At 71.4% G+C, this 23385-nt stretch carries 20 protein-coding genes and 2 pseudogenes; 12 read left to right on the forward strand and 10 right to left on the reverse strand.

The annotated features are described in order from the left end of the window. Position 1 precedes the first annotated feature (1 nt). Positions 2-331, reverse strand: a pseudogene (locus OHB21_RS00910) (hypothetical protein); the annotation flags it as partial. Between OHB21_RS00910 and OHB21_RS00915 the strand changes: the two are divergent. The 4 genes and pseudogenes from OHB21_RS00915 to OHB21_RS00930 form a co-directional block, all read left to right on the forward strand. Further along, positions 314-649 (forward strand): annotated as a pseudogene (locus OHB21_RS00915) (helix-turn-helix domain-containing protein); the annotation flags it as partial. The pseudogenes OHB21_RS00910 and OHB21_RS00915 overlap by 18 nt on opposite strands. Before the next feature lie 312 nt (positions 650-961). Beyond that, positions 962-1417, forward strand: a complete 456-nt coding sequence (locus tag OHB21_RS00920; protein WP_195125661.1) for a GAF domain-containing protein — start codon at positions 962-964, stop codon at positions 1415-1417. Positions 1418-1529: 112 nt separating this feature from the next. Then, positions 1530-4142 carry a LuxR C-terminal-related transcriptional regulator gene (locus tag OHB21_RS00925; protein ID WP_195125660.1) on the forward strand — a complete coding sequence of 871 codons (2613 nt, stop codon included), beginning with the start codon at positions 1530-1532 and terminating at the stop codon, positions 4140-4142. A 95-nt stretch (positions 4143-4237) separates the two neighbouring features. Beyond that, positions 4238-4441: a hypothetical protein gene (locus tag OHB21_RS00930; protein WP_067508660.1), complete on the forward strand. Its 204-nt coding sequence runs from the start codon at positions 4238-4240 to the stop codon at positions 4439-4441. 7 nt (positions 4442-4448) lie between these two features. Here OHB21_RS00930 and OHB21_RS00935 read toward each other — a convergent pair whose 3' ends face one another. Together OHB21_RS00935 and OHB21_RS00940 are read right to left on the reverse strand one after the other, a co-directional pair. Next, on the reverse strand, positions 4449-5477 hold the full coding sequence (locus OHB21_RS00935; protein WP_067508662.1) for a crotonase/enoyl-CoA hydratase family protein: 1029 nt from the start codon (positions 5475-5477) through the stop codon (positions 4449-4451). A 21-nt stretch (positions 5478-5498) separates the two neighbouring features. Then, positions 5499-7130 carry an acyl-CoA dehydrogenase family protein gene (locus OHB21_RS00940; RefSeq protein ID WP_195125659.1) on the reverse strand — a complete coding sequence of 544 codons (1632 nt, stop codon included), beginning with the start codon at positions 7128-7130 and terminating at the stop codon, positions 5499-5501. A 165-nt stretch (positions 7131-7295) separates the two neighbouring features. On the opposite strand from OHB21_RS00940, the gene OHB21_RS00945 reads away from it, so the two are divergent. Together OHB21_RS00945 and OHB21_RS00950 are read left to right on the forward strand one after the other, a co-directional pair. Further along, positions 7296-8027 carry a PaaX family transcriptional regulator C-terminal domain-containing protein gene (locus OHB21_RS00945; protein ID WP_067508666.1) on the forward strand — a complete coding sequence of 244 codons (732 nt, stop codon included), beginning with the start codon at positions 7296-7298 and terminating at the stop codon, positions 8025-8027. Positions 8028-8071: 44 nt separating this feature from the next. Then, on the forward strand, positions 8072-8791 hold the full coding sequence (locus OHB21_RS00950; protein ID WP_067508668.1) for a Mut7-C RNAse domain-containing protein: 720 nt from the start codon (positions 8072-8074) through the stop codon (positions 8789-8791). Positions 8792-8798: 7 nt separating this feature from the next. On the opposite strand, the gene OHB21_RS00955 is transcribed toward OHB21_RS00950, so the two are convergent. Further along, positions 8799-9506, reverse strand: coding sequence for a TetR/AcrR family transcriptional regulator (locus OHB21_RS00955; RefSeq protein ID WP_084537558.1), 708 nt, complete (start codon positions 9504-9506; stop codon positions 8799-8801). 121 nt (positions 9507-9627) lie between these two features. Between OHB21_RS00955 and OHB21_RS00960 the strand changes: the two genes are divergently transcribed. Further along, a complete protein-coding gene (locus OHB21_RS00960) occupies positions 9628-10773 on the forward strand; it encodes an acyl-CoA dehydrogenase family protein (RefSeq protein WP_067508670.1) in 1146 nt (381 codons plus the stop codon). A 72-nt stretch (positions 10774-10845) separates the two neighbouring features. On the opposite strand, the gene OHB21_RS00965 is transcribed toward OHB21_RS00960, so the two are convergent. Next, complete coding sequence (locus tag OHB21_RS00965) at positions 10846-11115, reverse strand: DUF2277 domain-containing protein (RefSeq protein ID WP_067508672.1); 270 nt, start codon at positions 11113-11115, stop codon at positions 10846-10848. Positions 11116-11412: 297 nt separating this feature from the next. On the opposite strand from OHB21_RS00965, the gene OHB21_RS00970 reads away from it, so the two are divergent. Then, complete coding sequence (locus OHB21_RS00970) at positions 11413-12687, forward strand: sensor domain-containing diguanylate cyclase (RefSeq protein ID WP_195125658.1); 1275 nt, start codon at positions 11413-11415, stop codon at positions 12685-12687. A 60-nt stretch (positions 12688-12747) separates the two neighbouring features. Here the strand turns inward: OHB21_RS00970 and OHB21_RS00975 are convergent, their stop codons facing one another. Beyond that, the gene (locus OHB21_RS00975; protein WP_067508676.1) at positions 12748-13986 is read right to left on the reverse strand and encodes a PucR family transcriptional regulator; all 1239 of its coding nucleotides are present in this window, start codon (positions 13984-13986) and stop codon (positions 12748-12750) included. A 248-nt stretch (positions 13987-14234) separates the two neighbouring features. On the opposite strand from OHB21_RS00975, the gene OHB21_RS00980 reads away from it, so the two are divergent. Beyond that, a complete protein-coding gene (locus OHB21_RS00980; protein WP_067508678.1) occupies positions 14235-15407 on the forward strand; it encodes an esterase/lipase family protein in 1173 nt (390 codons plus the stop codon). Between the two features lies 1 nt (position 15408). Here the strand turns inward: OHB21_RS00980 and OHB21_RS00985 are convergent, their stop codons facing one another. Continuing rightward, positions 15409-16551: an acyl-CoA dehydrogenase family protein gene (locus tag OHB21_RS00985; RefSeq protein ID WP_067508680.1), complete on the reverse strand. Its 1143-nt coding sequence runs from the start codon at positions 16549-16551 to the stop codon at positions 15409-15411. Positions 16552-16652: 101 nt separating this feature from the next. Between OHB21_RS00985 and OHB21_RS00990 the strand changes: the two genes are divergently transcribed. Both OHB21_RS00990 and OHB21_RS00995 read left to right on the forward strand, forming a co-directional pair. Beyond that, positions 16653-17258 (forward strand): TetR/AcrR family transcriptional regulator, encoded by a 606-nt coding sequence (locus tag OHB21_RS00990; RefSeq protein WP_067508682.1) that lies wholly within the window; start codon positions 16653-16655, stop codon positions 17256-17258. A 115-nt stretch (positions 17259-17373) separates the two neighbouring features. Next, a complete protein-coding gene (locus OHB21_RS00995; RefSeq protein ID WP_067508791.1) occupies positions 17374-19071 on the forward strand; it encodes a GMC family oxidoreductase in 1698 nt (565 codons plus the stop codon). 61 nt (positions 19072-19132) lie between these two features. Here the strand turns inward: OHB21_RS00995 and OHB21_RS01000 are convergent, their stop codons facing one another. Then, positions 19133-19804 carry a hypothetical protein gene (locus tag OHB21_RS01000; RefSeq protein ID WP_228791176.1) on the reverse strand — a complete coding sequence of 224 codons (672 nt, stop codon included), beginning with the start codon at positions 19802-19804 and terminating at the stop codon, positions 19133-19135. Positions 19805-20048: 244 nt separating this feature from the next. Between OHB21_RS01000 and OHB21_RS01005 the strand changes: the two genes are divergently transcribed. Then, complete coding sequence (locus OHB21_RS01005; RefSeq protein ID WP_067508684.1) at positions 20049-20720, forward strand: TetR/AcrR family transcriptional regulator; 672 nt, start codon at positions 20049-20051, stop codon at positions 20718-20720. 6 nt (positions 20721-20726) lie between these two features. On the opposite strand, the gene OHB21_RS01010 is transcribed toward OHB21_RS01005, so the two are convergent. Both OHB21_RS01010 and OHB21_RS01015 read right to left on the reverse strand, forming a co-directional pair. Continuing rightward, positions 20727-21542: a DUF72 domain-containing protein gene (locus OHB21_RS01010; protein ID WP_195125717.1), complete on the reverse strand. Its 816-nt coding sequence runs from the start codon at positions 21540-21542 to the stop codon at positions 20727-20729. Between the two features lie 315 nt (positions 21543-21857). After that, positions 21858-23177, reverse strand: a complete 1320-nt coding sequence (locus OHB21_RS01015) for a hypothetical protein (RefSeq protein ID WP_195125657.1) — start codon at positions 23175-23177, stop codon at positions 21858-21860. Between the last annotated feature and the right edge of the window lie 208 nt (positions 23178-23385).

Genomic DNA, 23385 nt, shown 5'->3' on the forward strand with positions numbered 1-23385 from the left:
CTCAGAAGTACCGCAACCACACGTACGTCCACGCCAGCACCGAGCTCAACGCGGTGACCACCAACCCGTATTTGGTGAACTGCCAGAACGAGATCGGATGACCGGCGCGGCGCGCGATGCCGAGGGCGACGACGTTGGCGCTCGCGGCGACCGCCGTGCCGTTGCCGCCGAAGTCGGCGCCGAACGCGAACGCCCACCACAGCGCCTGCCCCGGACCGCCGTCGGGCGCCCCGGCCACCACGCCTTCCACCACCGGCGCCATGGTGGCGGTGTAGGGGATGTTGTCGACGAACATGCCCACCACCGCCGACCCGAACAGGTGGCCGACCGCGACCTGCTGGAGGCGTGCCGGGCCACCATGCGCGGGGAGCCGTTCTTCTATCCCGGCGCGGTCACCGCACTGATCCGCGAGTACCTGCACCGGGCGCGGGAGGGGTCGGCGCTGCCCGAGGCCATCCTGACCCCGCACGAGGAGGAGATTCTCAAAGTGGTCGCGGAGGGCCACTCCACCCGCGATATCGCGCGGACCCTGGTGATCAGCGCCAAGACGGTGGACCGGCACCGGGCCGACATTCTGCAGAAGCTGGACCTGCGCGATCGCCTCGCGCTGACCAGGTACGCGATCCGCGCCGGGCTGATCGAGCCGTGACCGGCGGGTCCGCCGAATCCCGCCCTCGGACCGACCGGGCGGTGTTAATGTGGTGGCCGTCACATCCCGAGCGGGAGCGTGACCTGTGTGCAGGTGAACGGTTCCCTCCGTGCACCCCGGGGTGGTAAGTGGATCCCTTGGTGCGCAACCTTTCACGCCGCCTTCACCGGCGGCAGACGCCCGTGCGGGGACGGGCGGTGTATCGCCCCGGATGGGGCAGCGAAAGTGGATGGCCAGTCGGCGCGCTCCGGCCGACGGGTGGTGGCGTCGAGGAGACCACACCCGCGGACGCGCTGTCAGTGAGGTGCCCGCATGCTAGAAACACCGATCTCGGCCCCGGTCTCCCCCGGCCCGGGCGCGATCTTCCCCCCTGACTCTCCGGCGTTCCCCGCTCAGGCGGCCGCCAATATCGCCCGTCTGCTGCCCGGCCACCCGCTGGTCGGCATCACGGCCTGGGGCCTGGACGGATTCGAAGTCGTCGGCTGGTCGTGTCGCGACGCCGCGACACTCGAGCAGGCCCAAGGCGACTACCCCGACTCCCCCGGCGCCGATGTGGTCCGCACGCACCGCCGCGTGCTGATCGCCGACCTCACCGACGAGGAACGCTGGCGAGACTACTGCGCACACCTGCACGCGCTGGGTGTGCGGTCGCTGTACTGTCATCCGCTCATCGCGGACGACCAGGTACTCGGCCTGCTCGGCCTGTACTCGCACCGCAGAAACGCCTTTCACCCCAAGGGACATGACGTCGCGGCCCGGCTCGGGTGAACCGGACGGACAAGACCCGATAACAAGATCGGTCGTGACGACCAAGAAGTAATTCCATCCGGTAAATTCCTGAGCCAGGCGCGACAAGTCGGCACTCGGTCCAGGAGGCACGGTGGCCAGCTCACACGGCCCCGATCTACGCACGACCCGCGGCAGCGCGGCCCTCTCCCCACTGCCGGCACTGTCCTTCGCGCCGATCACCAGGCCGGCGCTGCTGCGGCGGCTCGACGCGATCGCCGAATCCCCGCGCCACCGGGCGCTGCTGCTGTGCGCGCCGGCGGGCAGCGGGAAGACCGTCCTGCTGACCGAGTGGGCGGGCACCCGGCAGGTCCGCGAGGTGGTGTGGGTCGCCCTCGGTGAGCAGCCCGACGGCGACGGCACGCTGTGGTCGGCGCTGCGCGAAGGGCTCGGCATGCCCGCGCCGCAACGCGCGCTCGGTGCGCCGGGTTCGGAGGCAGCCGCCCTGGTTGACGCGCTCGCCACGCGCGGCGACCCGCTCGTGATCGTCCTCGACGACGCCCACCTGATCACCGAGCCACTGGAACTGGCCGGACTCGAACACTTCCTGCTCCACGCGCCTCCCGGTGTCACCACCGTGATCTCGGGCCGGTTCGATCCGCCGTTGCGGTGGCATCTGCCGGGCCTGCCCGAACAGTTGGTGCGCTGGGGCGCCGAGGATCTGGCGCTCGACGGCGGTGAAGTGGAGGCGCTGTGCCGCGAGCACGGCTGCGACCTCGACGGTGCCGAACTCGACACCGTCACCGCGCTCACCCGGGGATGGGCCGCCCTGGTGCGGATCGCGGCCATCTACCTGTCCACCGCGCGCGACCGGGCCGCCGCGCTCGCCACCCTGGCCCGCCCGCCGCACGCGGTGTCGGATTTCCTGGTGGGCGAACTCATCTCCGCGCTCGCGCCCTCGCTGCGCATGTTCCTCACCTACACCAGCGTTCCGGCCGCGTTCACCGAGCGGCTGGCCGACGAGCTGACGGGCGGCGGCGCCGGACACGCGCTCTACGAGCTGGACCGGATGAGTTTCCCGCTCACCTCGGTCGTGCGCGACGGCGACATCTGGTTCGCCTACCACCCGATGCTGCGCGCGTACTTCCTGGCCGAGGCCAACCGGCTCGACGCCGGCGCGCGCGGCGAACTCCACCTGCGCGCGGCGCGGGCGCTGCGCGAGACAGGCTCGCACCGGCAGGCCGTGACCCACCTGCTGTCCGTACCCGACCCCGCGCACTTGCACGAATACCTCGCCGAGCGCGGTGTCGCGCTGGTACTGGAGGGTGACGGGCCCGCCGTCTTCGACGAATTGCACCGGCGCCTGCCCACCGCGCTGGACGACCCGTTCGTGTGGCTGCTGCGGGTGCTGGACGCGCTGTTCCACGGCAGCACCGCCGACGCGCGCAACTTGCTCGACGTGGCCGATGCGCGACGGTCGGCGCACCCGTCCTTCGCGCCGCCGGACTGGGTCGACGCCCTGGCCGTCGCGGTGACGGCCGACCTGTTCGCCGCCTCCGGCGCCCGGCTGGGCGAAGTGTCCACCGCGGCGCCCGCCGTCACGGGTCACCCCGATATCGACGGCTACCTCGCGATCCAGTCGGCCACCGCGCTGCTGGTCGAGGGTCACCCGCACCGGGCCGAGGAGCGGCTGCTCGGCGCGCTGACCTTGGCCAACCACACCGGCCACCCCCGGCTGGCGCTGCGCGCGCTGACCCGGCTGGCGTTCGTCGCGACCGCCAGGGACGCCACGGCCTCGATGCGCGAGCGCGCCGACCGTGCCCTGGCCGTCGCGTCCGAGCACCACCTGACCGGCACCACCGACGCCGCGCAGGTCATGGCGATCTCGGCGCTGGCCGCCCACCTGCGCGGCGAGGTACCCGACGCCCGCCACCTCGACGGCGCCCTGGCCGCGCGCACCGGCCAAGACGGATCGCACAGTCCGCTGGCGGGCTGGCACGGCCACACGATCGCGCTGATGGTCGACGCCGCGCGCTGCGGCCACCGGCCCGCCGCCGTGGACGCGCTGCGGCACACCACGCACCTGCTGCTGGACGAGCGGCCGGTGCCCGCCGCCACCGCGACCCTCGTCGCGCAGGTCGTCGCCGCCCTGCTCAACGCCGGGGAGGCGCGGCCCGCGCACCTGCTGGCCAACCGCGCGCACCGCCAGTTCGGCGACCTGCCCGACCTCACGGTGGCCCGGGCCATGCTGGCCGACGCCGCCGAGCACGATCAGGCGGTGCTGGGCGCGATCGAGCCGCTGCTCGGCATCCTCGACGCCCTGCATGCGCGCACCGCGGTGGTCGCGTGGCTGCTGTACGCCTCGGCGCAGCACCGGCTCGGCACCACCGGCAAGGCGCGCGGCGGGCTGGAGCAGGCGCTGCGGCGGGCCGAACCCGATCACCTGGTGCGCCCGTTCCTGGACGTGCCCGCCGCCATCGAACTGCTGGACGTGTACTCGGGCCGGCTGGGCCGCCGCGACGCGTTCGCCGATCTGGTGCGCAGGCATCCGTCCGCCCACCACGGGCACACTCGGCCCGGACTCACCGACGCCGAGACGACCGTGCTCCAGCATCTGCCCTCGGGGCGCACCGCCCAGCAGATCGCCGAGGACCTGGGCGTCTCGATCAACACCGTGAAAACCCATATGCGCGCGATCTACACGAAATTCGGCACCAACTCCCGCGTCGCGGCCCTCGATCACGCCCGCCGCAGCGGCCTGCTCTGAGCGGTGATCTCATCCGCGACGTGTGAGGCACCAGGCCGCCGTCCGGAGCAGACTCGGTGATCACCCGCACACGTTCGCGCCGCGAGAGGAGTGCCATGGCCGTCCGCTATCAGTTCATCATCGACGGCGAACTCTCCGACCGCGCGCGGGCCGCGTTCCCCGAGCTGACCGCCACCTCGTGTCCGTGCGCGACGTCCCTGCACGGACCCGTCCCCGATCAGACCGCCATGCGCGCCGTGCTGGCGATGATCGACAACCTCGGCCTCACCCTGGTGGAGATGCGCCGGCTGCCCGACTGAGGCGGGCTCACGGAGTCGGCGGCCGGGGGCTCTCGCGCTTCCAGTCGCCGTAGGGCTCGTCGCGTTCGCGCACGGCCTCGCGGAAACCCACGGTGGCCGAACGCAATTGGAAGGCGTAGCCCTCACGGGAGTGGCGCGAGACGCCGTCGAAGACGGTGCTGATCATGCCGGAGTTGGCCACGCCCTGGGCCAGCAGCGCGCTGTTGAGCGCGAGTTTGGCCATGACGAGCTGGTTGATCGGCATCCGCGCGATGCGGGCCAGCAGCGCCTCGGTGCGCTCGTCGAGTTCCTCGGCCGGGCACGATTCCACGGCCAGGCCCCATTCGACGGCCTGTTTGCCCGTCAGGCAGTCGCCGGTGAGCAGCAGGCGTTTGGCGCGCTGATCGCCGAGGCGGTGCGCCCACATGCCCGCGGCGGGAATGCCCCACACGCGGGTGGGCGGGTAGCCGATCTTGGTGTCGTCGGCGCAGATGATCTGGTCGGCGTAGAGCGCGATATCGGTGCCGCCCGCCACCGCGAAGCCGTGCAGTTTCGCGACCGTCGGCTTGTTGGCGTGCAGCAGGCTGGAGAAGCCGCGGTTGAAGCGGCTCATCATCTGGTAGTCGACCACCGGATCCCAAGTGCCCCAAGGATTGTGGTTGCGCGCCTGCACCACCGGGTCGAGCACGGTGCCCGTCGCCTCGTCGGGACCGTCCATCGCGAGTCCGCCGCCCTCGGCGAAGATCGACAGGTCGTATCCGCCGCAGAAACCCTTGCCCCGCCCCGACACCACGATGACGTGCACGCGCGGGTCCAGATCCGCCCGCTCCACGGCCGCCGCCAGCTCGACCGGGGTGTCGGAGGTGATGGCGTTGCCGCGCTCGGGACGGTTGAAGGTGATGCGGGCGATCCGGCCGTCCACCTCATAGGTCAGCGTGCGGTACTCGATCTCCGGTTCGGCGCGCTCGCGGTCGGCGAACAGCGAGTCCGGCCCCTCGGTGAGGCCCTCGTACCAGGCGGCGGGCCGAGCGCCCGCGTGATCGGCGTTGTCGCTCAACGGATCTCCTTCGATTCGCGGTCAGGACAGCTTCGGCGTGGCGCGCTCGATGATCGCGGCGGTGTCGACGCCGGACGGGAGCGTGCCGAACACGTCGCCGCGGTCGGCGCCCAGCCTGCTCACCGTGAACGCGTCCGCCACGGCGGGGTGACCGAAACGCACCAGCAGCGACCCTTGCAGCACCTGCGCCATCTCGCCGACGACGCGCCGCGCGCGGTACTGGATCGTGTCGACATCGCTGAACTGCCCGCGCAATCGGGCGACCGCCGCGTCCAGGCGCCGGTCGGCGCCCGCCGCCGCCTCCACCTCCGCGAAGAAGGCGGTGAGCGTGTCGGGCTGTTTGGCCATGGCGCGCAACACATCCAGCGCGGCCACGTTGCCCGAGCCCTCCCACACCGACAGCAGCGGGGCCTCGCGGTAGAGGCGCGGCATCCGGGACTCCTCGACGTATCCGTTGCCGCCCAGGCATTCCAGCGCTTCGGCGGCGTGGATCGGGCCGCGCTTGCACACGTAGTACTTGCTGACGGCCAGCGCGATCCGCCGCAGCCGGTCGGCGGCCTCGTCACCCGTCACGGCGCGGTCGGTGAGCTCGGCCAGCCACAGGCCGACCGTCGTGGCCGCCTCGGCCTCCACGGCCAGATCGGCCAGCACGTTGCGCATGAGCGGCTGGTCCGCCAGGTGCGCCCCGAAGGCCCGGCGGTGCGCGGCGTGGTGCGCCGCGGCCGCGACGCCCACCCGCATCCCGCCCGCCGACCCGAGCGTGCAGTCCAGGCGGGTGAGGTTGACCATCTCGATGATCGTGGGCACGCCGCGCCCCTCGTCGCCGACCAGCCAGCCGACAGTGTCCTCGTACTCGACCTCGGCGCTGGCGTTGGAGTGGTTGCCGAGCTTGTCCTTCAGGCGTTGCAGGCGGAAGGTATTGCGAGTGCCGTCGGGCAGGACGCGCGGGACGAAGAAGCAGGACAGCCCGCCCGGCGCCTGCGCCAGGACCAGGAAGAAGTCCGACATCGGGGCCGAGGTGAACCACTTGTGCCCGGTGATCCGATAGGAGCCGTCGAGCGAGGGCACGGCCGCGGTGGTGTTGGCTCGCACGTCGGACCCGCCCTGCTTCTCCGTCATCGACATGCCCGCGATCAGACCGCGTTTCGCCGAGGGCACGCGCAGGCCGAAGTCGTATTCCCTTGCGGCGAGCAGGGGTTCGTAGGCGGCGGCCAGCTCCGGATTCGCGCGCAGCGCGGGGACCACGGCGTAGGTCATCGAGATCGGGCAGCCGTGCCCGGCGTCGACCTGGCCCCACACGCTCATCTTCGCCGCGCGGACCAGGTGCGCGTGCGGGCTCGGGTCGGCCCACGGCGCGCCGTGCAGGCCGAAGCGGACGGCCTGGTCCATGAGCCGGTGATAGGCCGGGTCGTACTCGACCTCGTCGACGCGGTGGCCGTAGCGGTCGTGCGTGCGCAGCACCGGCGGGTGCGCCTCGGCCAGGTCGCCGAGGCGCTGCGCCTCGGCGCTGCCCGCGATCCGCCCGACGGCGTGGAGGTCGTCCAGCGCGTCCGTCGCGCCGGCCCGGCGCAGCGCCTCCAGGATCACCGGCTGTTCGGCCGCGTCGTAATCCTCCAGGGGCGGAACCTGATTGGTCACCTCGTGCGTCGCCATCGCGTCACTCCTCGCCGAGTAGTCGCCGCGGCAACCGGGCCGCGACACCGGCCGTGGGCGTGTGCTCTCCCACGGCGTCGATATTGCACATGGTCACCTATGCGCTGAATTATTGCAATAGCCCGGCCGTACGAACCGCCCCGCGCGGCCGACTAGCATCGGCGCATGCCTTCGACGCCGGTGCGCACGCTCACCGCGCGCTCGGCGATCCTCAGCGCCCTGCTCGGCGCCCACCCCGCCGAAGCGCCGGTGAGCTGGATCGTGCGCATCGCCACCGGCCTCGGACTCGGCGAGTCGGCGGTGCGGGCCGCGCTCACCCGCATGGTGGCGGCGGGCGATCTGGAGCGCACCGACAGCGCGTACCGGCTCTCGGCGCGGCTCATCGACCGGCAGCGCCGCCAGGACGAGGCCATGCACCCGCCCGCCGAGCCGTGGGACGGGACCTGGCGGCTGGCCGTGGTGACCGTGGGCGCCGACGATTCGACCGATCGCGCCGCGATCCGGGAGGCGTTGCGCACCAACAAGTTCGGCGAGGTGCGCGAGGGCGTGTGGACCCGGCCCGCGAACCTCGCGAGCACGTTCGCGCCCGCCGCGCGGCGGCGGCTGACGTACTTCACCGGCCACCCGGAGGACTCCCCGCACGAGCTGTCCGAGCGCCTGTTCCGCCCCGCCGACTGGGCCCGCGACGCCTGCCTGCTGCTGACGGCCATGGCCGGCGCGACCACGATCGCCGAGCGGTTCGAGGTCGCCGCCGCCACCGTGCGCCACATCCTCGTGGACCCGATGCTGCCCGCCGACCTGCTGCCCGCCGACTGGCCCGGCCCCGACCTGCGCGACTCGTACTTCGCCTTCCGTGCGGAATTCGTCGCGTTCGCCGCGCAGCGCCGGGCCGGCTGAACAATCGGGTGGTCGCCCCGGCTGCCCACTGGCATGCTGGCGGGGTGGGTACCGGGGAGATCACGGTCGCGTTCGGCGCCGAACTGGGGGTTTTCGTGCCCGCCGCGCGGCGCGCCGGGCCGACGACGGCGCGCATCGACGGCGTGTCGACCGCGGGACACGTGGTCGAGTCACTCGGCGTGCCGCTCACCGAGGTCGGCGCGCTGCTGGTGAACGGCGCGCCGGTCGGCGCCGGGCACATCCCCGCCGACGGCGAGACGCTCGAGGTGCGGGCCGTCACCCGTCCGCAGCGCCTGGCCGAACCGCCGCGCTTCCTGCTCGACATCCACCTCGGCACGCTGGCGCGCCGGCTGCGACTGCTCGGCATCGACGCCGCCTACGAGAACCCCGATATCGGCGACGCGGCGCTGGCCGCGCGGTCGGCGGCCGAACGCCGCGTTCTGCTCTCGCGCGACCGGGGGCTGCTGCGCAGGCGCGAGATCTTCGCCGGCGCTTACGTGTACAGCCACCGGCCGGTCGACCAGCTAGACGACGTGCTGTCCCGCTTCGCGCCCGCGCTCACCCCGTGGACGCGCTGCACCACCTGCAACGGGCTGCTCCGCGCGGCGGAACGGGTCGAGGTGGACGACCTCCCCGACCGCACGGGCCAGACCTACGACACCTTCGCCCGCTGCCTGGACTGCGGCCAAACCTATTGGAAGGGCGCGCATCACGCGCGCCTGGACGCCATCGTGGCCGACGCGCAGGAGAAGTTCGGGGCCTGAGCTCCGCTCACTCCCCCGCGCCGCGGTAGTCCTCGCCCGCGATCAACAGGTCCCGCAACCGGGCCGCGGGGTCGAGTGCGATGCCCACGGCGCGCAGGTGATGGTCGATGAGCAACCAGGATTCGGCGGTGAGCCGGTCGGCGAGGACCTCGGCGGCGTCCCCGCCGTGGGTCAGCCACCAGCGGACCGAGGCGTCGATGAGGCCGACCAGCGCGACGATGAGCCGTTCGGCGGCGGCCGGGTCGGCGCCGAAGCGCGGAATGTATCGCGTTGCGGCGGTGAAGATCTCGGCGGCGAACGCGCTGCCTCCGATGCGCGGCTGGTCGCCGCCGCGCCGGTAGTCGCGACCGACCAGGAAGCGGTACAGGTTCGGATGCTCGGCCGCCCAGCCGACGTGCACCGCGATCGGCGCGCGGATGATCTCGATGGGCGTGCCGTCGGTGTCGAAGGTGGCGCGGATGCGCGCGGTGAGGTCTTCGTAGGCGCGACGGGCCACGGCGCGGTCCAATTCCTCCTTGCCCGCGACGTGCCGGTAGACGTGGGTGCGGACCAGTCCGGCGCGGTCGGCGATGAGCCCGATGGAGGCATCGGGGCCGTGCTCCTCGATCGCGGCCATGGCCGCGTCCACCAGCGCGCGACGGCGCTCCGCGCCACCCGGTCCGCGTGCGCCCGAGCGGCGGGTCTCGGCGGTATCGGTCCAGCGCTGTCGTCCCACGTGGCTCACCGTATCGCGATCTCGCCGCCGCTCTTGTCTCGTCGCGAGTGATGGTACACACTGTACCCGTAAATACTGGTCACAAGTATTGCCAGTCGTACGCCGAGCCCAAGGAGTCTCGATGGCCGCCTACCGGTCGTGTTGGATGAACGACGATCTCGACGCGCTGCGCGACCTCGCGCGCGCGTTCTTCGAGAAAGAGGTCACCCCCAACGTCGACAAGTTCATCGCCCAGCACCACGTGGACCGCGACCTCTGGAACAAGGCGGGCGAACTCGGCCTGCTGTGCCTGTCCATCCCGGAGGAGTACGGCGGTGGCGGCGGCACCTTCGCCCACGAGGCGGTGCTGATCGAGGAGCAGGCCAGGGCGATCGACACCTCGTGGGGCCAGACCGTGCACAACGGCATCGTCGCCCACTACGTGCTCGCCTACGGCACCGAGGAGCAGAAGAAGCACTGGCTGCCGAAGATGGCCAGCGGCGAGACCGTCGGCGCGATCGCCATGACCGAGCCCGGCACCGGCTCGGACCTGCAGAGCATCAAGACCAAGGCCGTACGCGACGGCGACGAGTACGTCATCAACGGCTCGAAGACGTTCATCACCAACGGTTCCCAGGCCGATCTGATCATCGTCGTCGCCAAGACCGACACCTCCCAGGGCGCGGCGGGCATCAGCCTGATCCTGGTGGAGGCCGAGCGCGCGGGCTTCCGGCGCGGCCGGGTGCTGGACAAGATCGGCCAGAAGGGCCAGGACACCTCCGAGCTGTTCTTCGAGGACGTGCGGGTGCCCGTGTCGAACCTGCTCGGCACTCAGGAGGGCCAGGGCTTCATCCAGCTCATGCAGCAACTGCCGCAGGAGCGCCTGATCATCGCCGTCGGCGCGACCGCGGGCATGGAGGTCGCGCTCGAGCACACACTGCGCTACACCAAGGAGCGCGAGGCGTTCGGCAGGCCGGTGTTCGGCTTCCAGAACTCCAAGTTCAAGCTGGCCGAGGTGGCCACCGAGGCCAAGATCTCGCGGGTGTTCACCGACGACTGCATCGCCAAGCACATCGCGGGCGAACTGGACATCCCGACGGTGGCGATGGCGAAGTGGTGGACCACCGAGCGCGCCATGTCGATCGCCAGCGAATGCCTGCAGTTGCACGGCGGCTACGGGTACATGAGCGAGTACCCGATCTCGCGGATGTGGGTCGACAACCGCGTGCAGATGATCTACGCGGGCACCAACGAGATCATGAAGGAGATCATCGCCCGCTCGCTGTGAGCGCCGGCCGGTCGTCGCGCTCACGCGGGTGCGGCGGCCGGGCCGCAACGGCCGGTCGCCGGGGGCTGGGGCTCAGGAGCGCGCGGCGATCCGCGCCTGCACCTCGGGCCTGCGCAGCGGCGGCACGGTCTTCGGCGGCACCTTGCGGTCGGGCAGTTCGGCGAGCAGGCGCGCGGTGATCGCGGCGATATCGGCCACCGCCGCGTCGACCGCGGGACGGGTGGCCGCCGAGATGCTCGACAGCCCGCCGACCTTGCGCACGTATTGCAGCGCCGCCGCCTCGATCTCCTCGGTGGTCGCCGCGGGCTCGAGCCCGCGCAACGGGGTGATGTTTCGGCACATGACCCGAGGCTAGCGCGACCCGGTGACAGGTGCGCCGGATGCGGGGATCGCGGCCGGTGAAGACGCTGATCAGCCCGCGTCGACGGCGCGCGGTGCGCCGATTGCTGTACCTTCGATGTGAGCGGTATCCTGTCCATTCGATACCATCTAGTCTCTTTTTCTGAGCTTTTCTCGGCTAGTGGATGGCAGCACCGGCAACCTCGTTCGGATCGCGGCGCAGGGTGGGCGATCACCGGATCCGGCGGGGTCGCGGAAATCGACGCAACCGCGCGTGTCGTTCGACGAACGGGGATTCGCATGGACGAGAAGACCACCTCGGTGGGGGATGCGGAGCAGGCGGCCGAGCGGTACCGCTCGCTGATCGAGCACTCCCCCGACGCCATCTGCGTGCACGAGCGCGGCACCATCGTCTATCTGAATCCGGCGGGCGTGCGGCTGCTCGCGGCCCGGTCCGCCGAGGAGATCGTGGGCCGCCCGGTCGCCGATTTCATCGCGCCCGACTCGATCGCCTCGACCATGGCCCGCATCGACGGACTCACCTGCACCGGCGACGCCTCCGAACGCGCCGTCATCACGCTGCTGCGCGCCGACGGCACCCGGATCCCGGTGCAGACCGTCTCGGTGCTCACCATCTGGCAGGGGCGGCGCGCCTACCAAGTGGTGCTACACGACCTGAGCGCCCAGTACGCGGCCGAACAGGCGCAGCGCAAGCTGGAACAGCACTTCACCGCGATCGTCTCCCAGCTCGAGGAGGGCGTGGTGGTGATCAGCAGGCAGGGGCGCATCGAGTCCATCAATCCGGCCGCGCTGCGCATATTCGATTGTGGCGCGGGCAGACTCGTGGGCAAGAAGCTCACCGCGCTGCCGCTGCGCATGGTCGATCCCGAGGGCGAGCCGCTGCCGGTGGAGAACCATCCGGTCTCGCGCACCATGGCCACGGGCGAGCCGGTCACCCGGTTCGTGTTCGGTATCGACGGCGCGGGCCGCAGGCGCTGGCTGGCGGGCAGCTGCCGGCTGCTCGAGCCGCTGGACCGGGGCTCACCGGTGGTCACCTCGTTCACCGATATCACCGCCACCCGCGCCAGCCAGCGCGAATTGCAGTACCAGGCCACCCACGACGAGCTGACCGGCCTGCTCAACCGCTCCACCGTGCTCGCGGAGCTGGAGACCGCGCTGGCCGATCCGAAGAGCACGCTGGCGGCCGTGCTGTTCGTCGACCTCGACGGGTTCAAGGCCGTCAACGACAGCTACGGTCACCTGGTCGGCGACGCGGTGCTGCGCGTCATCGCCCAGCGGCTGCGCTACCGGGTGCGCCGCACCGATCTGGTGGGCAGGCTCGGCGGCGACGAATTCCTCGTCGTGTTGCGCGGTCCCGACGTCGACCCCGACCCGGTGCTGCGCAGGCTGGCCGAGGCGGTGGCCGAACCCGTTGTGGCCCAGGGGCATCGGCTCTCCGTGCGGGCCTCCATCGGCGTCGCGACGCGCTATGAAGACGATCGCCGCAGCGCGGCCGAACTCCTGCACGACGCCGATGTGGCCATGTACCGGGAGAAGTCGGCCGCGGCCGGATAGCGCTGCCGCTCAGGCGATGTCGGATCCCTGCGTGGTGACGCTGCGGTACCGCCTCCGGGCTCAAGCGATGTCAGCCGCCGGGTAGAGCCGGTGGATGGTGAGCGCCGCCGCCAGCATCCGCGAATTCCCCGGCTCGCCGGGGTCGATGCCGGTGAGTTCGGCGATGCGGCGCAGCCGGTAGCTGAACGTGTTGGGGTGCACGTGCAACCGCGCCGAGGCCGCCTTGCGATCCGAGCCGAATTGCAGGTGCGCCTCCAGCGCTTCGAGCAGGTGCGGGTTGCGCAGCAGCGGCGCGATGCGCTGGGCCAGCCGGTCACGCGCGGGACCCGGACGGGTGAGCTGATACTCGAGCAGCAGGTCGTCGAGGTGGTAGCGGCCGGCGGGCCGGTCCAGCAGCCGCGCCAGCGTGGCCACCTCGGCGGCCTGTTCAGCGGCCTCGGGCAGGCCCGGCCGCGCCACGGCACGGCATTCGGCGAGGAACACCGGCGTGCCGAACTGCGCGGTGAGATCGGTGGCCAGGTCGGCGTAGCGCGCGGCGTCGGCGACCGACACCTCGGAGTGGTTGGGGAGCAACGCGATTCCCGCGCTGCCGTCGAACGCGACGAGCGCGGTGCCGTTGGTGAGCGCGTCCAGGGTGCGGTGCAGTACGCGAATGCGCCTGCGCGCCAGCAGATCCGCGGCCGGGGTGGACTGCCGGTCGGGGCGCAGGTGGATGGCGAGGACGGTATAGCGATCGGTGAGCGGGGTGTCGGCGCGGGCGGCGAGCTCGTCGGCGGGCAGGCCGCGCAGCAGCGCGGTACACAGTTCGCGGCGCGCCTCGCGCTCGGCGTTGTAGATGGACTGCTCGACCTCGGTGTAGGTGTCCACGACGGTCAGGTTGATGTGCATCAGCAGGTCGAGCAGGCGCGAGCCGACGGTGACGAGTTCGTCCTTCTCCTCGGGCGTGGCCAGCGCGGCGGCCTCGGCCAGCACCGACTGCGCCGACCCGTGGATGGCCTCGATGAGGGTGGCCAGCGGGAAGCGGTCCTCGGCGTGCCGCTCGGCGACCGGCACCACGAACGCCGCCACCTCCGCCCTGGTGAACTCGCGCTGCTCCCCGATCGCCTGGAGCACGGCGCGGCCGCAGGCGTAGATGGTGGGCAGGACCTCCGCCGTGAAATGCCCGTCGGGCAGGTCGGCGGCGGGCGGTGTGGCGCCGAGACCGGCGGCGAGCATGCGCTCGGCGATCTGCGGCCACCTGGTGAGCAGACGGGTCACCAGGGGAACGTTCCCGGTGACCGGGGATGGAGCGACAACCATGGGCCGATTGTGTCGGAGTACAGGGATGAGCTCAACGTGTCCGTTGCCGTGGCCCAAACTTTGTCATGGGCGACAACCATCTGTTCGAGTACTTCGTCGGGCCGTGCAGTGACGAACGCGCTCGACCGCTCCTAGATTTACTGTTACCGCGCTTTCCGGGTGCTCCTGATCACATTCGAACGACATTGTGCCCTACGCCATAGTCGAGCCCACCCGGGTCGCGCGGACGATCGGATGGGAAGTAACGGATGTTTGCAACGACGCAACGAGCGCGGCGCGGGCTGGCCTGCGCCGCGATGATCGCGGGGCTGGCGCTCCCGCACGGACTCGGCTCGGGGGTGGCCGCCGGTGCGCCACAGGCGGATTCGGAACCAGCCCTCACGGCCTTCGCCGACACCCTCTCGGCGGGGCTCATGCCCGCGGCCGACGGCAGGCAGCCCAAGGCCATCGTGGACACCGGCAGCGCCTCGGGTTCGGCCAGCGGCAGTGGTTGGGCCAAGAGCACCGCCTCCGCGGCCGTCGGGGAAGGGCCGGAACTGACCGCGGCGCTCGCCGCGTTCGCCCACGGCCTGCTGAATCCCGACGCCGCGCCGCAGGGCGCGAACCGCTGGGACTGCAAGCCCACGGCGCAACGCCCGCGCCCGGTCGTGCTGCTGCACGGCACCTGGCTCAACGCCTTCGACACGTTCTCCTACATGTCGCCGCAGTTGGCGCGCGCCGGATACTGCGTGTTCGCGTTCAACTTCGGGCGCTCCGGGCTGCTGGAGGGCGGCGGCCTCGGGACCGTGCTACCCGGTCGTTATGGCGTGGGCCCGATGGAGGAATCCTCGCGCCAGCTCGCCGAATTCGTGGAGCGGGTACGCGCCGCGACGGGCGCCGAACAGGTCGATATCGTCGGGCACTCGCAGGGTGGCACGGTGGCCAACCGCTACCTGAAGCTCGAGGGCGGCGCGGGCAAGGTGGGCAAGCTGATCACCTTCGGCGCCACCCACCACGGCACCAGCCTGATGGGTATCGCCACGCTGGGCCGCGTCATCAATAACCTCGGCGTGAACATCCTCGGGTTCTACGAGCCGATCGTCGGAATCTCCAATATCCAGCAGGCGCACGGCTCGGCGTTCTACGCGGAGCTGAACGCGGGCGGCGACACCGTGCCCGGCGTGGAGTACACCGCGGTGGGCTCGCGCTACGACGAGGTCACCAACCCGTACGACTGGACGTTCCTGCAGGCCGGTCCGGGCGCGACGGTCCACAACATCACCTTGCAGGCCGGCTGCGAACAGGACTTCTCCGACCACCTCACGATGATGTACTCGCCGCGCTCGGTCTCGATCGCGCTCAACGCGCTGGACCCGGCCACCCACCCGGCGCTGGACTGCGCGTTCAACCCGTGGCTGGTGGGTGGCGGCGGGCGCCTGTAGCTCAGCCCTGCGCCAGGTTCCTGGCGATGACCAGGCGCTGAATCTGGTTGGTGCCCTCGAAGATCTGGGTGATCTTGGCCTCGCGCATATAGCGCTCGACCGGGAAATCCTGGGTGTAGCCGTAGCCGCCGAAGACCTGCACCGCGTCGGTGGTGACCTTCATGGCCGCGTCGGTGGCCACCAGCTTGGCGACGCCGGCCTGCCGCGAATACGGCAGGCCGGCGTCGCGGCGCCGTGCGGCGTCGAGGTAGGTGGCGCGGGCCGAGTCGACGGCGGCGGCCATATCGGCGAGCACGAATCCGAGGCCCTGGTGGTCGATGATCTTGCGGCCGAACGCCTCTCGCTCCTTGGCGTAGGCCACGGCGTCGTCGAGCGCCCGCTGCGCCAGGCCCGTCGCCACGGCCGCGATGCCGAGCCGGCCGGAGTCCAGCGCGCTGAACGCGATCGGCAGCCCGCGCCCCTCGTCGCCGATCCGCCGCTCCTCGGGCAGGAACACGCCGTCGTAGGCGGCGGTCGTGGTCGGGACGGCGCGCAGGCCCATCTTCTCCTCGGGCTTGCCGAAGCTGAGCCCTTCGGCGTCGGCCGGGACCAGGAAGCAGGAGACGCCGCGCGAGCCCTCGCCCGTGCGGGCGAACAGCGTGTAGTAGTCGGCGCGGCCGCCGTTGGTGATCCACGCCTTCGTGCCCTCGACGCGGTAGCCGCCCTCGACGGGCGTGGCCTTGCAGCGCAGCGCCGCGGCGTCCGACCCGGCGTGCGCCTCCGACAGGCTGTACGCGCCGATCACGTTCCCCGACAACATCTCCGGCAACCACCGCTCGCGCTGCTCGGGCGTGCCATAGGCGAACAGCGGATGGCACGACAGGCCGTGCACGCTCACCGCCACCGCGACCGCCGCCCAGCGCGCCGCCAGTTCCTCGAGCACCTGGAGATACACCTCGTAGGGCTGGCCGCCGCCGCCGAACTCCTCCGGGTAGGGCAGGCTCAGCAGCCCCGCCGCGCCGAGCGCGCGGAACGCCTCGGCCGGGTAGCGCTCCTCCTTCTCGAAGGCGGCGGCGTCGGGCTCGAGCACCTTGTCGGCGATCTCCCGGGTGAGCTCGAGCAGATCGCGGGCGTCCTCGGTGGGCAACAGTCGTTCGACGGGCATCTCATCATCTCCACGGCGGGGTGGTCGGACCCGATTACAGTACGACCGACATCTTATTACATGCAATGCAGCACGCATTTTTCTGCCCCTATACTGGGTCGATGGTTTCCGAGCTGCCGCCGAACAAGCACCAGGAGAAGAGTCTGCGCACGCGCGCCCAGCTGCTGGACGCGGCGATCGACAGCCTGGCCGAGGTCGGCTGGGGCAGCGCCTCGATCGCCGATATCACCGCGCGCGCCGGCGTCACGCGCGGCGCGCAGCTGCACCACTTCCACACCCGGCAGGAGCTGTTCACCCAGGCGATCGGGCACCTCACCGAGCGTCAGCGCCAGGCGCTGCACCGGCGGTTGCGCACGCTGCCCGCGGGAACGGCCCCGGGCGCCGTCCTGGTCGAGCTGGTGACGGCGACGTTCGCGGGCAAACTGGGCCGCGCCTGCGTGGAGCTCTACGTCGGCATCGCAGGTGAGAGCGCGCTGCGCCGGGAGATGCTGCGTGTGCAGCACGATCTCACGGTGGAGTTGCAGGACCGCTGCGCCGAGCTGATCGGACCCGAAATCCCCAGGGAGCGCCTGGAATCGGCGTTCTGGTTGACGATCAACGTGGTGCGCGGCGCGACCCTGGACGAAATGGTGGGCCGCGACCGCGCCCGCCGCAAACAGGTGCTGGCCGATTGGACCGCGCTCGCGGAGGTCGCGCTGCGCGGGTGAGGGGTTGATGGGGGGTGGCCGGAAATGCCGATTTGTTGGCCGTCGCTGTGTCCCACCGCCGCGCCGGGCGTCCCTACCGTGGGGATACCAACGCGGCGAGGAAGGTGTGCTGACCATGGGATTCGACTACGACGTGGTGGTCGTCGGTTCGGGGTTCGGCGGCAGCGTGTCGGCGCTGCGGCTGACGGAGAAGGGCTACCGCGTCGCGGTGCTGGAGGCCGGCAGGCGCTTCCGCGACGACGAGTTCGCCGAAACCTCGTGGCGTATCAAGAGATACCTATGGGCGCCGGCCCTCGGGTGCTACGGCATCCAGAAGCTCGCGCTGCTGAAGGACACGTTCGTGATGGCGGGCGCGGGCGTGGGCGGCGGCTCGCTGGTGTACGCCAATACCCTCTACGAGCCGCCGGACCGGTTCTTCGCCGACCGCCAGTGGGGCCACATCACCGACTGGCGCGCCGAACTCGCCCCGCACTACGACCAGGCCAGGCGCATGCTCGGCGTGACGACCAACCCCGCCACCACCCGGTCGGACCGGGTGATGCGGGAGGTAGCCGAGGAGATGGGCGTCGGCGACACCTATCGGCACACACCGGTCGGCGTGTACTTCGGCGGTGACGGCGTGCGGCCGGGGCAGGACGCGCCCGATCCGTACTTCGGCGGCGTCGGGCCGAGCAGGCGGGCCTGCACGCACTGCGGCGAGTGCATGACGGGCTGTCGGCACAACGCCAAGAACACCCTGGTCAAGAACTACCTCTACCTCGCGGAAAAGGTCGGGGCCGAGGTGTTTCCGCTCACCACGGTGACCGACGTGCGCCCGCTGCCCGGCGGCGGATACACCGTGTCGACCCGGCGCACCGGCCGCGTCGTGCGGGCCGGGCGGCGCGATTTCACCGCCGAGCACGTGGTTTTCGCGGCCGCGGCGCTCGGCACCCAGCGGCTGCTGCACAGGTTGCGCGACACCGGTTCGCTGCCGGGCCTCTCACCCATGCTGGGCAAGTTGTCCAGGACGAATTCCGAGGAGTTGCTCGGCGCGCGCACCCGGCGCGACGACGCCGATTTCACCAAGGGCGTGGCGATCACGTCGTCCATCCACCCCGACGCCGACACCCACGTGGAGCCGGTGCGCTACGGACGCGGCAGCAACGCGTTCGCGCTCATGGCCACCGTGCTGGTGAGCGGTGACATGCCACGCGTGCGGCGCTGGCTGCGCGCCCTGTGGCGGGCCCGGCGCGATCTGGCGCGCGCCTACTCTCCACGCCACTGGTCGGAGCAGACCATCGGGCTGCTGGTGATGCAGTCGGTGGACAACTCGATCACCACCTACACCGCGCGCGGTTGGTTCGGGCGCCGCCGGATGACGACGAAACAGGGTGCGGGTGAACCGAATCCGACGTGGTTGCCGTCGGGGCACGAGGTGGCACGCCGTGTGGCGGACAAGATCGACGGGTTCCCGCTCGGTACCGCGTCGGGGGTGCTGGGAATTCCCATGACGGGTCACTTCATCGGCGGCTGCGTCATCGGAGACAGTCCGGAGACCGGTGTGGTGGACCCGTACCACCGCGTGTACGGCTACACCGGGCTGCACATCATCGACGGCTCCACCATCTCGGCGAATCTGGGCGTCAACCCGTCGCTCACCATTACGGCCCAGGCCGAGCGCGCTCTCTCCTTGTGGCCAAACAAGGGTGAGGCCGATCCGCGACCCGCGGCGGGAGCGCCGTACCGGCGTCTGGCGCCGATTCCGCCGCGTCGCCCCGTGGTGCCGCCGACGGCGCCCGCCGCCCTACGCCTGCCGATCGAACCGGTGCGGTGAGGACCGCGCGACGCGAGATCGGTTCAGGCCCAAACGATTTTCCGCTCCCCGCGGACGACCCTCACAGGTCGGGCCGGGCGATCTTGGTGATGCGGAACCCGTCGCCCGCCTCGGTGACGCTGACGACCTGGCGGTAGGTGCGGGCGGGCTCGTCGGCTCGGGATTCGGTGATGACCACGTCGAACCGGCCGTCCGGGAGCGGCAAGATCAGCACGCAGTGGTCGGTGCCGGGCGGCACCGAGGCGATGCCCGCGTCGATGACCGCCTCGCTCGACACCGACGCGTCGGAGGTGGTGACCGCCCGCGCGTCCGCGCCGGATCGCGTGACGTAGTAGGCGTACTGGAACGCCAGCACCACGTCGGGGCCGCTGTCGCGCGAGCCGGTTCCGTTGCCGCGCACCATCTGTTCGGTTCTGGTCGGCTCGCACCCCGGACCACCGCCGAGCACCGGATCCCCCACGGTCGCGGACTGTTTCGGGCCCGCCCCCGCCGCCGCGTACACCAGCACCACGGCCACCGCCGCCAGCGACGCGACCACGGTCGCGCCACCCACCAACCACGGCCGCCGCGGGCCGCGCGGTGGCCGCCTGCGCGCCTGCTTGCGCAGCGGTTGTCCGGGCTGGGGCTCGATCATGCCCGGCCACATCGGCACCGACGATCCGGGACGGATCCGGCGCGGGCCGGACCGGCGCGCGCGACCGCGGTCGCCGAGCTCGAACGTGTCCGACGCCATGACCGCCGCACCCTCCGTATCAATACCGTTGCGCAATAACAAGATTGCACAGGTGCGCCGGAATTGCCCGGCGAATGGCGCAGACAGGTCACCAGAGGTACGGCGGGTGATCGCCCGGCATACGGGTGGCAACGAATCGGGGCCGTCCACCGATAGTCCCGACGGGTGGAGCCACGCAACGACGCACCGGCCGTGAGAGCGCGGCCGCGCTCCCCCGATCAGGGTTCGACACAGGGAGGCACATATGCGCCAGGACCGGGCGATCGTGCGCCCCGCGACGCTACCCCGCAGTGGATTCGCCGAAAGGCACCGCGCGGCACGCGAAGCGGTACTCGCCTCGCAGCGCGGGCGGATCATCTCGGCGATGGTCGAAAGCGTGGACGCCAAGGGCTATTCGAGCACCACCCTCACCGATATCGTGGGGCTGGCGCGGGTTTCGCGCAGCACGTTCTACGAGCACTTCGCCAACAAGGAGGACTGCTTCGTCGAGGCCGTGCACACCGGCATCGACATCGTCGCCACCAGGATCGCCGAGGAGCTGGCGCAGTTGCCGCCCGGCGCCGACGCGCGCACCAGGATTCGCTGCATCGTGGTGGCCTACTGCGAAATGGTCGCCAGGGAACCGGATTTCGCGCGGGTGGTGCTGGTGGAGTCGTTCAAGGTGGATCAGGCGGCGGTGGCCTACCGCGATCTGGCCGTGGACCGGTTCGCCGAGCTGTACCGGATCTTCCACGCCCAGGCCCGCGCCGCCGATCCGGACCTGCCCGCGCTGGCCGACGATCTCATCACGCTGGTGCCCGAGGCGATCGGCGAACGGACCCGCCGCATCGTCATCGCGGAGGGCCCGGCCGCCGTCCCCGGATACGCGGACCTGTTCGTGGAGTTCGCGAATACCGTACTCGGACTGCGGGATTGACGCGGATCAGAACAGCGTCATCGGATCGCGCTCGACCGGCTCGGGCAGCGGGTCGAGTTCCGGGACGCGGGCGCGGACCTCGGCGTGGAAGCGGCGGGCCAGGTCGAGGGCCGACGCGTTGTCGGGGGTGTGCACGAACACGGTGGGCGAGCGGCCTTCTCGCAACCATCCGGCGACCGTGTCGAGCCAGGGGCGCCAGCCCGCGACGGTGCGCTCGGGGTCGTCGCGGCCGTGGTAGCGCACCATCGGATGCTCGGTCAGCGCGCGGGTGCGCCGGGGGACGCGCGGCTTCTTCGACCACGCCTCCTGTTCGGCGGCGGTCACCGGTGCGCCGTCGAACAGGACGGTGGTGTCGAAGATCGTCCACTCCGCGCCGATGCGGCCGAGCAGGCTCTCCAGCGTGGCGCCCGCGCGGTCGTCGTCGAAGAACGCACGGTGGCGCACCTCGACGCAGTACCGGTACTCACCCGGCAATCCGCGCAGGAACAGCGCCAGCGCGCCGAGATCGTTCGGCCCGAAGGAACCGGGCAGTTGCGCCCAGAGGGTGTGGATGCGCGGGCCCAGCGGTTCCATCGCGTGCAGGAACTCGCGCAGGTCGGCGTCGGTGTCCTTGAGCCTGCGCTCGTGGGTGATCGTCTTGGGCAGCTTCACCACGAACCGGAAATCCGGATCGGTCTGCGCCGCCCAGGTTTCCACCGTCCGCCGGGCCGGCGTGGCGTAGAAGGTGGTGTTGCCCTCCACGGCGTCACACCGCTCGGCGTACCACCGCAGCCTCTCCCCCGCCCCCACCTCCTTGCCCTGCCACGCCGCGTGGGTCCACATCGCACATCCCACGTGAAGCCGCATGCCGCGACGTTAGCGCACGGCGCGCGGGCCGTGTCGCCCGGAATCCCGGTCCCAGCCCTGCCGATCAGCGACATGCAGGTAACCCGGTCCTGGGGCCGATCCGCCCGGCCGACAGTCACCGCACCGCTTCCCAGGACGGTGCCAGGTCCTTCCCGAGCCCGCGACGCGGCCGGAAGCTGGCGCGTTCAGCCCGGAGCCGGAGGCCTCGGCTGGGCGTGTCGACACCTCAGCCCGAAGCCATCGGGCGGCCACGATCTCGGTTCGGATGCCGCCCAACGGCGGCCTCCCAGCTCAGCCCGGAGCCGGGGCTGCCCCGCCGCTCTGGGCCGGGCCTTCCGAGCGCGCGGATTCGGGTTCGCGGAGGCGGTACAGGAGGGTGATGGCGAAAGCGCAGCCCACGGTGACGAAGACCGCGGTCAGGCCGGGGGCCGCGCGCAGCAGCAGGCCGGGGTCGCTGTCGCGGGGCGGGGCGTCGAGCGGGCCGCCGAAGACGCGGGCCCGCACGGCGACCACCACACCGGGCACGAACAGGGTGCCGATGGCGAGGACCAGGCTCGGGCTGTAGCCGGAGACGGCCGAGGTGAAGCAGTAGCCCGTCACCACGGCCAGCGCCATGCCCGCGGTGCCCGCGGCCGCGACGGGAGTCTCGCGCGGCACGGCGGTGAGCGCGCCGAACAGGCCGAGCGCACCGAGCACGCCCAGCGCGACCATCGGGTGCGGCCACTGCGTGCCGAGCACCATGCCGCCCACGGTCGCGCCGAACAGCAGCGGCACCGTCCACATCGAGAGCGGCGTCAGCACGATGGCCCCGCCGGCGGCGGCCACCGCCGTCGCGAGCAGCACCAGCACGCCGTCGCGATCGGGCAGCAGCAGCGCCGCGACGGCGGCCACCGCGACCGTTCCCACCGCGACGAGGGCGACCGCGCTCGGCGAGGAGCCGTGGCGGGCCAGCCACTCCGACCCGCCGAGCGTCACGGTCATCACCGCGAGCACGGCCACGATGGGCCGCAGCGGCAACTCCACGGCGATCACCCGCGGGAGACGCGGCCGCCGGTTCCGCAGCGCGCACACCACCACCAGCAGCGTGGCGGGACCGAGCAACCACAGCGAGAGCGGTTCGGCGACGAACCACGCGCTCGGCCGCGCGGGCCGCTCGTAACGCGCGCCGCTCATATCCCCGAGCACGATGCTGGTGAGCGCACCGAGCGCCCCCGCGGCGGCGGAGAACGACGGCAGGGGCACGGCGGCCAGCAACCCGCCGAGCAGCGCGCCGCCCGCCATGGAGTCGATGTAGTTGAGCGTGCTCAGCGGCGCGATCGCGGCGAATCCGCGCCCGAGCAGGTAATTCACCAGCAGGGCCGTCATCGCGGCCAGCGCGATGAGCCACGCCACCATTGGCGAGTCGGCCGTGCTCACGAACACCGCGACCACCACCGCGACCACGCACCCGATGGCGGTGGCGCGCGGCAGGCTGTGCGCGGCCAACTCCATCTCCAGCGTGGTCGCGCCGCGCGCCCACGCCAGGGTGATGGGCGTGGCGAGCGCGAGTCCGCCTATCACGGCACCGAGGAACACCGTGATCGACTCCACCACCCCCGTGCAGTGTCGCACCAGGTCAAAGGTAGTTCAGAGATCGTTTCACCGGGCGCTTTTCGGGCGCACGCCCCGGTGCCACCACGTGACCGGGCCCGATCACCGGGTGCCCGCGCAACGGTCCGAGCGCGACACATGATCGCCTCCGCGCGCACACGATCAACACAACATCACCCGACAATCAGGGCACGGTCCCGACACACCACGCGCACGATGGATCCCGCGT

The organism is Nocardia puris (assembly GCF_036051655.1).
Classification (GTDB): domain Bacteria; phylum Actinomycetota; class Actinomycetes; order Mycobacteriales; family Mycobacteriaceae; genus Nocardia; species Nocardia puris.